The sequence below is a fragment of the Acinetobacter sp. WY4 genome (assembly GCF_018438165.1).
Classification (GTDB): Bacteria; Pseudomonadota; Gammaproteobacteria; order Pseudomonadales; family Moraxellaceae; genus Acinetobacter.
This window is the reverse complement of the sequence record NZ_CP053947.1, coordinates 705,363-720,160: the sequence shown is the minus strand read 5'-3', so window position 1 is coordinate 720,160 and position 14,798 is coordinate 705,363. Positions and strand designations below refer to the sequence as shown.

Annotated in this window: 12 protein-coding genes; 8 read left to right on the top strand and 4 right to left on the bottom strand. The window is 43.4% G+C overall.

Annotation, left to right across the window (positions count from 1 at the left end; genetic code table 11):
• The first annotated feature begins 100 nt into the window (after positions 1-100).
• Positions 101-1,246, top strand: coding sequence for an acyl-CoA dehydrogenase family protein (locus G4D73_RS03345; protein WP_213687383.1), 1,146 nt, complete (start codon positions 101-103; stop codon positions 1,244-1,246).
• A 269-nt stretch (positions 1,247-1,515) separates the two neighbouring features.
• The gene (locus G4D73_RS03340; protein WP_213687382.1) at positions 1,516-3,162 is read left to right on the top strand and encodes an AMP-binding protein; all 1,647 of its coding nucleotides are present in this window, start codon (positions 1,516-1,518) and stop codon (positions 3,160-3,162) included.
• A 255-nt stretch (positions 3,163-3,417) separates the two neighbouring features.
• Here G4D73_RS03340 and G4D73_RS03335 read toward each other — a convergent pair whose 3' ends face one another.
• Complete coding sequence (locus G4D73_RS03335) at positions 3,418-3,948, bottom strand: pyridoxamine 5'-phosphate oxidase family protein (RefSeq protein ID WP_213687381.1); 531 nt, start codon at positions 3,946-3,948, stop codon at positions 3,418-3,420.
• 483 nt (positions 3,949-4,431) lie between these two features.
• Here G4D73_RS03335 and G4D73_RS03330 point away from each other — a divergent pair, with 483 nt between their 5' ends.
• From G4D73_RS03330 to G4D73_RS03315, 4 genes are all read left to right on the top strand, one after another.
• A complete protein-coding gene (locus G4D73_RS03330; RefSeq protein ID WP_213687719.1) occupies positions 4,432-5,202 on the top strand; it encodes a HesA/MoeB/ThiF family protein in 771 nt (256 codons plus the stop codon).
• Positions 5,203-5,260: 58 nt separating this feature from the next.
• Complete coding sequence (locus G4D73_RS03325; protein ID WP_004278767.1) at positions 5,261-6,559, top strand: ABC1 kinase family protein; 1,299 nt, start codon at positions 5,261-5,263, stop codon at positions 6,557-6,559.
• A 127-nt stretch (positions 6,560-6,686) separates the two neighbouring features.
• A complete protein-coding gene (folB, locus tag G4D73_RS03320; protein WP_213687718.1) occupies positions 6,687-7,067 on the top strand; it encodes a dihydroneopterin aldolase in 381 nt (126 codons plus the stop codon).
• Positions 7,024-7,461 (top strand): 2-amino-4-hydroxy-6-hydroxymethyldihydropteridine diphosphokinase, encoded by a 438-nt coding sequence (locus G4D73_RS03315; RefSeq protein ID WP_213687380.1) that lies wholly within the window; start codon positions 7,024-7,026, stop codon positions 7,459-7,461. Before folB ends, G4D73_RS03315 begins: the two co-directional genes overlap by 44 nt.
• 594 nt (positions 7,462-8,055) lie before the next feature.
• On the opposite strand, the gene G4D73_RS03310 is transcribed toward G4D73_RS03315, so the two are convergent.
• Entirely contained in the window at positions 8,056-8,757 is a 702-nt protein-coding gene (locus G4D73_RS03310) for a VIT1/CCC1 transporter family protein (protein WP_005097209.1), read from the bottom strand.
• 282 nt (positions 8,758-9,039) lie between these two features.
• Between G4D73_RS03310 and G4D73_RS03305 the strand changes: the two genes are divergently transcribed.
• A complete protein-coding gene (locus tag G4D73_RS03305) occupies positions 9,040-9,741 on the top strand; it encodes a DUF1003 domain-containing protein (RefSeq protein WP_213687379.1) in 702 nt (233 codons plus the stop codon).
• A 146-nt stretch (positions 9,742-9,887) separates the two neighbouring features.
• On the opposite strand, the gene coq7 is transcribed toward G4D73_RS03305, so the two are convergent.
• Together coq7 and G4D73_RS03295 are read right to left on the bottom strand one after the other, a co-directional pair.
• Positions 9,888-10,523 carry a 2-polyprenyl-3-methyl-6-methoxy-1,4-benzoquinone monooxygenase gene (coq7, locus tag G4D73_RS03300; RefSeq protein WP_004645382.1) on the bottom strand — a complete coding sequence of 212 codons (636 nt, stop codon included), beginning with the start codon at positions 10,521-10,523 and terminating at the stop codon, positions 9,888-9,890.
• 3 nt (positions 10,524-10,526) lie between these two features.
• Positions 10,527-11,846, bottom strand: a complete 1,320-nt coding sequence (locus G4D73_RS03295) for an MFS transporter (RefSeq protein WP_213687378.1) — start codon at positions 11,844-11,846, stop codon at positions 10,527-10,529.
• Between the two features lie 174 nt (positions 11,847-12,020).
• Between G4D73_RS03295 and G4D73_RS03290 the strand changes: the two genes are divergently transcribed.
• Positions 12,021-14,777 carry an autotransporter assembly complex protein TamA gene (locus G4D73_RS03290; protein ID WP_213687377.1) on the top strand — a complete coding sequence of 919 codons (2,757 nt, stop codon included), beginning with the start codon at positions 12,021-12,023 and terminating at the stop codon, positions 14,775-14,777.
• Positions 14,778-14,798 lie beyond the last annotated feature (21 nt).

Here is a 14,798-nt window from a genome sequence, read left to right as displayed (position 1 = left end):
CATGCTGAATTTGCCGAATACATCCAAAAAAACATCAGATTTTGAAAATTAAAAAGTCTGTGCTGATGCTGGATATAAAAAATAAAGAAGGGAAATACCCGTGATTTTAAATGATGAACAAAAAATGATTCAGGACATGATGCGCAATTATTCGCAGCAGAAGCTGAAACCGACGGCGGCCTTACGCGACAAAACGGCACAATTTCCAGCACAAGAACTTAAAGAGCTTGGTGAGCTTGGTGAGCTTGGTGCATTGGGTATGACAGTGGCTGAAGAATGGGGTGGTGCAGGTCTGGATTATGTATCATTGGTTTTGGCGCTAGAGGAAATTGCCGCAGGAGATGGTGCAATCTCGACGATTATCAGTGTGCAGAATTCTTTGCCTTGCGGCATTACCCAGCGTTATGGCACTGAAGCACAAAAACAGCAGTATTTAACCAAACTGGCAACAGGTGAATGGCTCGGCTGTTTCTGTTTGACAGAACCTCAGGCCGGTTCGGATGCCAGTTCGCTGGAGTGTAAAGCCGAACGCGATGGCGATGAATGGGTGCTAAAAGGTACCAAGCAGTTTATCACGACAGGTAAACACGCACAGATTGCACTAGTCTTTGCTGTGACTGATAAATCTGCAGGGAAAAAGGGTATTTCATGCTTTCTGGTGCCGACCGATGCACCGGGTTATATCGTGTCACGCCTAGAAGAGAAAATGGGTCAGCATTGTTCTGATACCGCGACCATCGTTCTGGATAACTGCCGGATTCCTGCTGCCAACTTGCTAGGTCAGGAGGGTGAAGGTTATAAAATTGCCTTGTCGAACCTTGAATCGGGTCGGATCGGCATTGCGGCACAATCTGTCGGTATGGCTCGGGCTGCACTGGATGCTGCAGTGGAATATGCCAATGACCGTAAAGCCTTTGGTGTAGAAATTGTGCAACATCAGGCTGTGGCGTTCAGGCTTGCAGATATGGCGACACAAATTGAAGCCGCACGTCAGCTCGTTTTGCATGCTGCAACATTAAAAGATGCAGGCTTGGCGTGTTTAAAAGAAGCATCGATGGCAAAGCTGTTTGCATCGACCATTGCAGAGCGAGTCTGTTCAGATGCGATCCAGATTCATGGTGGCTACGGTTATGTCTCCGATTTTCCGGTTGAGCGTATCTATCGTGATGTGCGAGTGAGCCAGATTTATGAAGGTGCATCAGATATTCAACGACTGGTGATTGCACGTGAAGTGTGTCAACGCTGATTGTTAAATTAAAAAAAACAGACTTTGATTAATGTTCAAATTCTGCACTTACATGGATGGATATGGAAATTGCAGGATTCAACTGAACATGATGATCTAAAGACATACAGTGCGAATAATCGAAAAATAAGCTTTATTCATGTTCTAGCCATAGGGCATGAATGCAGATTTGAGAAAGTATGCTGATGGAATCAGCAGGAACAACAAATACAAATGGACAAACTCAGGCAAGGTCGCCTGAAAACTACAACAGGAAAGAGGTTGTCGTCATGAAGACACTAGAACAGGCATATGCTGATTTTAATTTTGAAAATATGGTTCAAGAACATCTGGTTGGAAACGCAGAGAACATCAATGCGTATACCGAATGCTGTGGTCGCTACCTGGGTCAAAACCGAACTGCACTGATTTGGGAAGGCAAAAACGGAGATGCAGAGCAGTGGACCTTTGAACAGCTGGCCGTAGCTTCAGGACAGCTGGCCAATTATATGCATTCTCTGGGTTTAAAAGCCGGTGACTGTATTGCAGGATTGCTGCCAAGAACGCCAGCACTCTTAATTACCATATTGGCCACCTGGCGTATCGGTGCCATATACCAACCTTTATTTACTGCCTTTGAAAGCAAAGCCATTGAACATCGCATCAGTACCGCTGGCACCCAGTTGATTGTTACTGATGAAGAGCAGCGACTGAAACTTCATGATCTCAATGTCCCTAATATTCTGACTGTGCATCAAACAGCGGCAGATGATTATCAAGATGCTGATTTCTGGGCAGCCTTACAGCAGCAACCGGAAGAGTTTGAACCGGTAAATTGCCAGTTTAATGATATTTTCCTGATGATGTTTACTTCAGGTACGACAGGCTTGGCAAAATCGGTTCCTGTGCCTTTAAAAGCCTTGTTGGCCTTTAAAGGCTATATGCTGCACGCGGTAGATCTGCGAGATGAAGATTCCTTCTGGAATCTGGCAGACCCGGGCTGGGCGTATGGACTGTATTATGGCATTGCAGGGCCGCTCAGTTTAGGGCACAGCATCATCATGGATGAACGTGGCTTTAGTGTCGATAATGCCGTACAAATCATTCAAAAATATCAGGTTAGTAACCTGACCGGTTCGCCAACCGCATTTCGCATGTTCTTTGGTTTTAAAGAAAAATTTGATGCAGGCATCAGTTCGCATTTACGCGTGGTAAGCAGTGCAGGTGAGCCGCTCACGCCTGAAGTGATTCAGTGGTTCAATCATGATTTAAATGTGAATATTTACGATCAATATGGACAGACTGAACTGGGTATGGTGATTGCCAATCATCATGGCTTGGAGCATTATAAAAAAGTTGGTTCAGCCGGTTTTGCTATTCCTGGGCATCGTTTTGCTGTATTGGACAAAGAACATCAGGAAGTAGAAAAAGGCGGTATTGGAACACTTGCTATCGACTGTTCAGCTTCACCTTTGATGTGGTTTGAAGGCTATGCAGGGCATAACCGCAAGTCATTTGTCGGGCAGTATTATCTCACTGGTGATACCGTGAAGCTGAATGAATATGGCGGTATTGATTTTATTGGGCGTGCAGACGATGTCATTACAACCTCGGGCTATCGGGTTGGGCCTTTTGATGTAGAAAGTACCTTGCTTGAATGTGAGGAAGTGCTTGAATCCGCAGTCGTTGGAAAGCCAGATCCAGAACGAACAGAAATTGTGAAAGCCTTTGTAGTGCTTAAATCGGCTTATCCGGCTACTGAAGATTTGATGTTGAAACTGCAAAGTTATGTACGTTCACGCTTATCCAAACATGCCTATCCGAAAGAGATTGAGTTTGTGGCATCTTTGCCTAAAACATCGAGTGGCAAGATTCAGCGAAATTTACTCAAACAGCAGGAAGTTGCCAAACTTCAAGAGATGAAGCGAGTCAGCTAATTTTTCAAATTAATTGTTCGATTGAATGCTAAAAGGCTGCCATAGCAGCCTTTTGGTTTTTTAAGAAATAAATCTGCTACTTAAATTTTAATCAGATATTGAGCTGATTTTCCCGAACTTATATTTTTAAGAGAGCAGATTAAGGCAAGCAAAAATTATAATTTTTTATGTCATTACAGTAAAATTACATTAATATTTAAAATTAAATATATCAAAAATTTAGCCTCTTAAGATAAAGAGGCTAAATCTCATTCATTACCAGATATTACTTTGTAGATTCACTTTTTGATGTTCTGCATGCGGTTCGCCCGCTTCGCCGGTAACACCGCCTTTTAAGGCTTTAAAAAGCTGGGTAACTTTATTATCTGTGACATTCCAGTATTCTGCGCTGACTGCTTCAGCAATCAATACCCGTACGGTCGGATCATCCTTGCCTTCAAACCAGTTTTCTGCCCATGGATTCCACAACTGTTCAATCAGAATGCGGTCAGTACTGATCTGGGCATGAGCACTGATCGACACATAGATACCATCTGATGGTTTTGCAAAAGACAGGCCAATTTGACCACGGCCAGTTTCTGCTGCTTTGACCAGATCATTGGTATTACGCAGGATGAAATATAAGTTTTGACGTTCGTTCATCTGTTCGGAGTTCAGCATGGTCATCGGCTGGGAGTGTATTTCATGTGTATCATTTAAATGGCTGATCATGGTGTAACGGACATCCTTGATCAATTCCCATAATTTTTCACGATTATCATGTTGAGTATTGTTATGCTCGGTCATGTATGTTCTCCATACGATTTTATGAAAGCTGAAAAGATTGCTTGGTATTTTCAGATTAATCATATTTAGAGACAGATGCCTTAGGTCTCACTGAACTCATACATTTTCATACTCAAATACAGGCAGAGACTACAGAATTGCTAAACAAGGCTGCTCTATTTACAGGGTAATTCAATAGCAAAGATTTTAAAAACTTCAGGTCTGACACCTTTTATAAATGAGAAAGAGCTGTTTGCCGGAACCGTTGAATTGAGGTGATTCAAAAAATCTTGCTAAGCCATAGCGGCTGCAACTTGATACCGAGCGTTTAGCTGATATGCTATTTGGCTCAACGATTGCCGAATAATTTATTGATGTGCTGTGAATTGACTGTGAGATTGATATTCCAGAGATTTATCAGTCCTTAAAAACTTCAGTAAAGCTAATTTTTGCGATCATTGTTAAAAATTTTCGAAACAAGGAAAGACGTTGTCTACATTTAACATGGATGCCATATCCCCAGAATTCGAACTCACCGATGCTGAACTGCATCTGTATAGCCGGCAGATTCTTCTGGATGGCTGGGATATTGACGCTCAAGAACGGTTAAAATTTTCTAATGTCTGCATTATTGGTTGTGGCGGGATCGGCTGTGCACTGGCAGAACTTCTGGCACGCGCAGGTGTGGGGAAAATTACCCTGATCGATCCAGATACTATCGAGATGAGTAATTTACAGCGACAACTGGCATTTATGCCGCAGGATATTGGATTTTATAAGGCAGAAACTCTGGCCAAAAGACTGGGCCAGATTAATCCGAATGTACAAGTTGAATATATCAATCAGGCTTTAACGGCTGAGAATGCAGTAAGTGTGATCGAGCATCAGGATCTGGTATTGGATGGCTGTGATCAGTTTGCCACACGTTATCTGGTCAATCAGATTTGTGTTGAGCTGAATGTACCCTTATTGAGTGCTTCTGCGATTGGCTTGCAAGGTCAGCTGTTTATGGTCGAAGGGGATTCCGCCTGTTATGCCTGCCTGTTCCCGCCAGAAAATCAGGCCGATGAAAGTCTGCGCTGTGCAGATTCCGGTGTACTGGCGACCACACCGAATGTGATGGCCAGCTTGCAGGCACATCACGCCTTGTTATATCTGGGATTGGGCCAGATGCCACTTCGACAAAAGCTGTTGTTGTGGGATGGACTGAGTTTTAAGCAGCGGATTCTCACTTTCGAAAAAGATACAGATTGCCCAATCTGTCAGGCAAGATAAGCCTGCAAAGTGAATTTTTTTTGCTACACTGCGTTTAATTAATTTTTCCTAAGACATTATGAAAAACAATATCTGGTTAGATGGAATACGTTCAGTTGCCCGTATGGGAGAAACAGCAGTCGTTGCGGCAAAGGCGGGCTTTAAATATGCCACTGAAAAGCCGAGCAATGCCAAACTGATGCGTGAAACTTTTGAATCCTTAGGTTCGACTTATATCAAGCTTGGTCAGTTTATTGCCAGTACGCCGTCGCTGTTTCCACGTGAATACGTTGAAGAATTTCAAGGCTGTCTGGATCAGACACCACGCTTGCCGTTTAGTTATATCCAGCAGGTTTTAGCCTCTGAATTTGCAGGGCGTAATCTCGACGAAATCTTTGCATCGATTGATGAAACGCCATTAGCCTCTGCATCTATTGCACAGGTACATGCAGCCAAACTGGTGTCTGGCGAAGATGTCGTGATTAAGGTACAAAAACCCGGTGTGGAGACCATTTTGTACACTGACCTGAATGTACTGCATTGGGCAACCAAGTTGCTGGAAAAAGCAGTCCCGAAAGTCAAGTTTGCTTCACTGGCTGATATTGTCGAAGAAATCAAAACCCGTATGGTGCGCGAAGTCGATTTTATCGAAGAAGCCCAGAATCTGGATGATTTCGTCAATTACCTGAATATCACCAACAATCAGGCAGCGACTGCACCTAAGGTTTATCATCAATATTCGACCCGTCGTGTGCTCACCATGCAGCGTTTATACGGTGTGCCTTTGACAGATTTTGAAGTGGTCAAAAAAGTATCTAAAGATCCATCTCAAGTACTTATCACTGCGATGAATACCTGGTTTGGCAGCTTGATGATGTGTAACAGTTTCCATGCCGATCTGCATGCAGGCAACCTGATGCTACTTGAAGATGGCCGTGTCGGTTTTATTGATTTCGGTATTGTTGGTCAGCTCAAGCCTGAAGTATGGACGGCATGTATGGCATTCATGGATTCATTGCAACATACCAATTATGAGCTGATGGCGCAAAACATGCTGAAAATGGGCATGACCGCTGTGCAGATTGATACCAAAGTTTTGGCTGCTGATCTGGAACGTTTGTTTAGTGGTGTATTGATGGCAGATCCGCAGGAATTGTTAACGTCAAATCCTGCTGACCTGAACGATATCATGATGGATATGGTGGCTGTGGGTGAACGTCACGGGATCCGCTTCCCGCGCGACTTTGCCTTGCTGTTTAAGCAAATGCTGTATTTTGACCGTTTCATGCGAATTCTTGCACCGTATACTGATATCTATGCCGATCAGCGTTTGCAAATGGTGCAAAGCATGGATCCGAATCTGCTGTTAAAGCATTAATCTTAAACCCATCTAGACTTGGAAAATCCCCCTAAATCCCCTTTTTAAAAGGGGGACTTTAAAAGCTCCTCCCTTTGAAAAGAAGCTTGAGAGGGATGTGGTCAGTATTAAATTCTCGAGCAATCCAATGGACGCCATTATTATTGAAGGTTTAAAGGTTGAGACAGTCGTGGGCTGCTTTAACTGGGAGCGTCAAATTATTCAGCCTCTAATGCTGGATTTGACCATTCAAACTGATTTAGAACAGGCATCAAACTCAGATGCACTTGCAGATACGCTGAATTATGCAGAAATTTGTGAGATTTCCAGCAAAGTCATTCAAGACGCCAAGCCTGAATTGATTGAACATGCAGCAAAATTAGTGCTGAATGCACTTTTTACTACCTTTACAGCAATTGAATCGATTATTATTACGATCCGTAAGCCTGCCATTATCGCGCAAGCCAATTCTGTAGGGATACGTCTTGAACGCCACCGAAACGATTTTCGCCCTAGCATTAGCGAGTAATTGTCATCCTCAGCAACACTTTCAAGCTGCACAGCAACGTATTTCTGAATGGGGAGAAGTTCAGTTTTCTCCCATTTATATGATTCCTTGCCGCGATGGCATCGGCGCAGATTACTGGAATGCAGCGTGTTTATTGCGAAGTTCGGTGTCTAGTGAAGGCCTGATTGAGCTGCTCAAACAGCTGGAACAGGCATCAGGGCGAGTACGTCCATCTCATCAGATTACTTTGGATGTTGATTTGATTGCCTGGGGATTAGATCTTCAACATATGCAGTTTAATGAAAAAAAGTTGCCCTTGGCTCTGGATGTGAAAGTGCCTATGTTTGATATCTGGCATGATGCCATGTTCGAACATGGATCACATAGCTTCCCAACAGTTGAACAGCTGATTTAAATCAAATCACCTAATTTTTTGCTAATACATTTTATCCAGTAAGAATAATTAACCAGCCTGATCAAGCCAGATCAGGCTTTTTATGGTGCAGTTTTTTTGTCTTTAGAGCAAAAGAAAAATTCAGATAAGATGGTTCAGGTGGAGTTTAGGAATCATTTAAAAATGAAAATATTGGAAATTGTGGTTTCGGTTATTTTAATCCTTGGGATTCTTTATCTGATCCAATGGGGATTTCATGGTTTTCCGACAGGAAATTAATATTTGATTGATTTAAAGCTCTGGAATTTATTTTAAGATCAGTAAAAACCCTCAAAGCAGTAAAAATGCATCATCGCTATTTCACTTTTTCTTGTTATAAAAAATGATCAGCAATACGATAATGATCGCCAAGATGGCAAGAATGATCGTAGTTTCCATAACAATACCTCTCATGAATAGATCTTAGGTTTTAAATATCTAAATTAAAACCGAACATATATTAATTAAACTCAAGTTTTGTTAGAGCGGCTAGTTTTTGAAAAAACATTTTTCAGTGATGTTAATACAAGAGCCGCTCAATCCTATTCTTTGTCTAGCTAAAAAATAAACACATATTTAGGCAACAGACACATTAAATAATGATCCGATCCATGCACTGAATAACATGGCGATAATTCCCCAGAGCATCACCCGAACTGCACCTCTCCAGACACTTACTCCACCGGCATAGCTCGCCAGTGCACCCATCATCCCCAAGCTTAAAACACCAATCAGCATAACGCCTTTATCCAGATAGTGTTCCGGTAAAATCATGATTGAAATTAAAGGAAATAATGAACCTACCGTAAATGCCATAGCCGAAGAAAATGCAGCGAGAAAGGGTTGGGCAGAGGTATGTGCTGAAATACCAATTTCATCCCGGGCATGGGCATCCAAGGCATTATGATCGGTCAGCTGTTCAGCGACCTGTTGTGCCAAAGCTGGTTCCAGACCTCGTTGTATATAAATCGTTTTGAGTTCATTTAACTCATGCGTGGGATGGCGTTGTAGTTCGCGCTCTTCCATGAGTAGATCATTGGTTTCAATGTCTTGCTGGGATTTAACCGAAATATATTCACCGGCCGCCATTGATGCGGCGCCAGAAATCAATCCGGCAACACAGGTCACCAATAAAATTTCCGTGGATGCTCCACTGGCTGCAATACCCACCACCAGGCTGGTGACCGAAATAATCCCGTCATTTGCCCCCAGTACAGCTGCACGAAGCCAGCCCGCACGTTCGATATAATGTTTTTCAAGATGGTATGAGTGGCGCACAATGAAGCCCCTTTTTTATTATCATCATGATTATAGTAAATTTAAGTCATGTATAGATAGTAGGATTGAATCGATCTGAAAATTATCTTGAATGATCAGCTTATCGTGCGCTTGGCTGAGCATTTTATCAATCCAAGATAAAATCGAAGTGAGATTCATAAGTTCAAGAAATCAGACGCACTTGATACATAATTGATTTACGAATGGTAAAAATGACTCAAGCAAATCAAACATATCGAACAAAATAATAGCTGAGTGAGCCGGTTTAAAAAGAGAATTATCATGAAAGAAAAACATGAAAGCCATAAATGCTTGGTATGCGGCAAGCACTTTCTTCTGAAAAATCTCACCCCGATGGGAACGGTCAGAAAAGTCATTACTGAAGAGATTGCCAGGGATATTCCAGGCTGGACACCGCAAGATTATATTTGCCAGGCAGATTTAACCCAGTACCGTATACAGTATGTACATTCATTATTAAGTTCGGAAAAGGGTGTAGTGACTGATCTTGAGTTTGAAGTGATTGATAGCATGCATCAGCATGAACTGATTACCAAAAATGTGGAAACGACCTTAGAGCAAAAGTGGACCTTGGGAGAAAGGCTCGCCGATAAAATTGCAACTTTTGGTGGAAGCTGGACCTTTTTGATTTGTTTTACAATCTTCTTGGGCCTGTGGATTACGATAAATACTGTGGTGATGGTGACACGACCTGCTGATCCTTATCCTTTTATTCTGTTGAATTTAATCCTATCCTGTCTTGCGGCGATTCAGGCACCTATTATTATGATGAGCCAGAACAGACAGGAAGCAAAAGACCGCTTACGTTCGCAAAATGATTATCAGATCAATTTAAAAGCCGAGCTGGAAATCCAACACTTGCATGAAAAATTAGATCATCTGCTGCTACATCAATGGGAACGGCTGGCGCAAATTCAGGAAATCCAGCTGGACCTGCTTTCTGAAATGAGCAAAAAAGATTAAAGGATGCTGTGGGGGAATCTCTATTATTTTATAGAGCTTATAAGTAATAAGATCGCCATATGCCTTGAGTTGTTATTATCTCGCTCAAGATTTGACCCATATTAAAAAGCCCACAAATGAGTGGGCTCAAACTAAAACCGTCTTATTTAAATAAAATAACTGGTTTTGGTCATCAACTTGGAAATGCCTGTCATGGCGATCTTAACTGGAACGGGTAGATCTACACCGCCAGCATTTAACGCTGTATCCCGATGATGCAGTTCATCTTCATTCATCTGTTCTAGAATACGACGAGAACGTTCATCCTGCGGTGGCAACTGGCTAATATGATGCTGTAAATGCATGCTGACCTGACGTTCTGTTTCAGCCACAAAACCCAAGCTGTATTTGTCACCTGCGATTCCGGCAATCGCGCCCATACCAAAGGAAAGACCGTACCAGACCGGATTGAGTAGGCTGGTATGGCTATCCAGTTCTTTTAAGCGGTCTTCACACCAGGCCAGATGATCCTGTTCTTCAATCGCTGCCTGTTCCATTTCACGACGTACATTCGGGAGTTTAGCCGTCATCGCCTGACCATGGTACAGTGCCTGTGCGCAAACCTCACCACTATGATTGACCCGCATTAAACCTGCTACATGACGTGCATCACTGACCGTTAATTGTGTTTCTACCGGTTGGGCCGGATTTTCACGTCGTGCCGATGTCGTGCCCGGGACGAGACTGCGTAATGCCTGATCAAAAGAATGAATCAGCTTATCGACACCTGTATATTGACGCATGAATTAATCCTCCAAGGGTGCTTTCGCAGTTTTGATCATGGGTTTGAGTCGGAAAAGCAGCCATAAGGTAAACAGGCCACTCAATACTGCGGTAATAAAAAAAAGTATTTTAAGATCAAGCTCTAAAACACTTAAAATAATAATCGAGAATATAGCAGAAGATACCATGAAAACGGCATTCAAAATGTTATTTGCTGCAACCACCCGCGCACGATGTGAGCGAGGCGAATGCGCCTGCATCATGGCATAGAGCGGAACAATATAAAAACCACCACTTATTCCGAGCAAGGTGACGGCCAGCATCACATGATAATAGCTCCAGCCTTGCTGAAAGACATCTGCCAAGCCGATTAATGCACCTGTACGCTCCGGAACAAAGGCCAGACTCGCGGCCAGATACAGGGCAAAGATCACCAGACCGATCGCGCCAAAAGGCACCATCTTGATATTGACCTGGCTGCCACCAATTTTACGGCATAAGTATGAACCCAGACCAATTCCGACAGAAAAAAAGGTTAAGAGCAGACTGGCGACATTTTCAGATGCATGCAGATTTTGTAATGTCAGCTGAGGAATTTGGGTCAGATAGGTTGCACCATAAAACCAGTACCATGAATTGCCCAGTAAAATGGTAAAAACCAAAGGTAAGCCTTTGGCATATTTCAAGGTCTGCAAGCTGGTACGGAAAAAGTTCCAGTCAACTTGCAACTCAGGTGCGGGAATGCTTTGTTTCAGAATATAGCGACTAGATATATAACCAATCAAGGCGATGCTGATGAGGGTTAAACTGATCCAGATCAGGTTACCGGCCGAAGCAGCAATGACTGCGCCGCCCAGAATCATACCGAATAGGATTGCCAGAGAAGTTCCGGACTGGAACAGGGCATTGCCGGACATCAGTTCATCCGGTTTCAGGACTTCAGGTAAAATGGCATATTTAATCGGACCAAAGAAAGTGGATTGGGTGCCCATCAGGAATAGGGCAAATAACAGAATCCATAAATTGCCCAGCAGGAAACCGATAGTTCCCAGCAACATGATGATAATTTCCAGAAGCTTGAGATAGCGAATCAGCTGTGAACGTTCGTATTTGTCGGCAATCTGACCGGCAGTGGCTGAAAAAATAAAATAAGGCAGAATAAACAGTAAAGCCGCCAGATTATTCAATGTGCTGATGCTGGCCGATTGCTGTTGAATCCAGCCATAAGTGATGACCAGCAGTAATGCCTGCTTAAATACATTATCGTTTAATGCACCAAAAAACTGCGTCAGAAACATCGGTAAAAAGCGCCGAGAAGCTAACAAATGTTCATTTTTGTTCATATAGGCCGTGCTACATTAAGTTTTATTAAGAAATGTCAGTTATGCGTAAACATTGAGAAAAATCATGTAAGATACTTTCAGCCATGTAAAGGTAAAAACCAATTAATTAAGCTTCTTAGCTTATATTTTTCGGTCAAATAATCAATTAAAGAATGTATTCGTTTAGAGTTTGCTATGCCTGCAAAGAAAAATTTTAAAAAAACGATGCTAAATCGCAGTATGGGGCCTCTCATACCACAGCATAGTGGTATGCAGCTGTGTATGAGCATCTTTTTTATGATGTTATCCCATCAGAGCATGGCACAAACCGAACAGCCCGAAACACCCGTGGCCATTTCTCAGGCAGAAATGGTGGACGAGCTATCTAAAGAAGCGATTCGTCAGGGTGCGGCCACATCCGAAACGGAAGCGGAAGAAAAAATTGAAGAAGCCTTGGAGCCTGACGTTCCAGTTGACAGCATGTTGATGCTGGAACAACAGCAAAATGCAGGATCTGGTCTGGGCGAATTTACGCCGATCGAGTTTGATGATCTGGAAGATCTGCCAGTACAGACCATTGATCAGAACATGGCCAATGAAATTTACCAGGTAGCCGAGCAAGCCAAACAGGAAGCACAAAACTATCGCAATACTCAGACCAGCGAAACGGTGGTGGCCGATATCAGCCAGCAAGAACTGCTGGAAATCAATCAGGCACCGGTCAATGTCGACCAGCTAATGCAATCGATTCAGGCAGACAGCCAGATTATTGTACAAAATAATGAAGCCGGATTGACCTTGCCAGAAGTACCAGGTCAGTTGGTCGCTGAGGATGATAAACGTCCGAATCTGTTCAAACGACTATTTTATAAAATCCGTCCTCCACGCCAGATCATGACCGCAAGAGTTCCTCGAATTAGTGCAGATGTGGTGATCATAAATGGGCAAGGCGTTGCGCAAAGCAACGGTATGCTGAACCGTAAAGATGTGCCTGAAGGCCATCTGAATTTAAGAAATAATGTCAAAGCCAAATTATCCAGTTTTACTCAGGAGTCTTTTGGTGACTTTAATTCGGCTTTGCCGCAATTACGCACCTTGTCCAGACAGGCAGCGCAGGCGGTGGGTTATTATAATGCCCAGTTCAGGTTTGAAAAAATCTCTGACAGTCGGGTTCGGGTTTTTGTGACCCCGAATGAACCTGTCCTGATCAGCAGTCAAAATATTGAATTTACGGGAGAGGGCGCCGAACAGCCACAATTCCAGGTCATCAGTCTTTTGCCTGAACAGGAAGAAGGCGATATTTTCAACCATGGCAATTATGAAAAAACCAAGACACGGATTACTACTGCAGCCAATAACAACGGTTATTTTGATTCATTCTGGCGTCTGCATGATGTGAAGATTGCCCAGCCACAAAACACCGCAGATGTGAACCTGCGTTTTGAAACGGGTGAACGTTATAAATTAGGCAATGTCGAGTTCAGAATGAGCGATCCTGAAAAGGAATTCCCGCTGGACCGAGACGTACTGGAAAGTCTGGTCACCTGGACAGAGGGTGCTGATTATACCTTCTGGCGGGTGAATAGCCTGGCCAACAACCTAACCAACTCACGTTATTTTAACTATACCCTGGTTGATGCGATTCGCCCTGATCCGCTTGATAAAGAGCTGGAACTGGCGCCGGATATTCAAAGCCTGATTGAAGAACAGAAACGGACTGAAGATCAGGCTGCTACCATGCAGCCGGATCGCCCGGTATCTTCTTCTCAGGAGGTGACCCAGAATGTCGTAGATGAAGACCAGTTTGCCGGTAGCCGTGATCCAGAAAGTGCAAATTTAAGAACTTTGCGGGTTGAGCAGCAAACCAAAGAGAATGAACAGGACCGTTTAAAAGTACAGGCACGGGAAGAGAAAAAGATTCCAGTGATTGTGACTTTAAATGCAGACCGTTTAAATAGTGCTGAAGTGGGTCTGGGTTATGGCACAGATACCGATATCCGTTTACGTGGCCAATATCGCCGTGCGATTGTGAACAAGCGCGGACATTCGTTTGATGCCAACATGGAGTTATCAGGCATCCGTCAGTCGATTGATGGACGTTATAATATTCCCTATCACCATCCGCTGAATGACTATGTCAGTATTGTGGGTGGTTATGAGCGTGAAGAGCGTGAAGGTGTCGCACAGGGTGAAGGCCTGTTGATTGAATCGGCAGTCTTAGGTGCAGACCGGATTATCAAAAATCCACGTGGTAGCTGGCAACGTACTTTCGGCGCACGTTATCGTCTGGATCGCTTGAAGCAGGATGGTTCTGTCGACTTTAACCAGATTCCAGAAGCTTTTCGCTTTAATACCGAAGATGAACAGCAATCGCTCTTAGTCGGTTATGAAGTCTCACGTACCGAGAGCGATCGTCGGGTCAACCCAACCAAAGGCTTCAAACAGACCTATAAGATTGAACTGGGCAGTGAGGCTTTATTGTCTGACGCAGATATGGCCATTGTGAATGCGGGCTGGCGTTTTATCTATTCATTGGGTGAAAATGCAGACCATCAGTTTGTGGGACGTGCCGACGCGGGCTATATTTTTACTCAAGATTTTGCCAAAGTACCGTATAACCTGAGATATTTCACCGGCGGTGACCAGAGTATCCGCGGTTTTGACTATAAGAGCCTTTCTCCGGAAATTGACGGTTTTAAAGTAGGTGGTCAGGCCTTGGGCGTGGCTTCATTAGAATATAATTATCAGTTTAAGGAAGGCTGGCGTGCTGCGGTCTTTGCAGATGCCGGAAATGCCTATAATAAAGAATTCAGTAATCCGACCGAATATGGCGCGGGTGTGGGTGTGCGTTGGGCTTCACCGATTGGGCCAATACGTATAGATGTTGCGACTGGACTGTCTGATGACAATTATCCGATTCGTTTACATTTCTTTATTGGATCACAGTTATAAAACATCATTTTAAAAAATAGT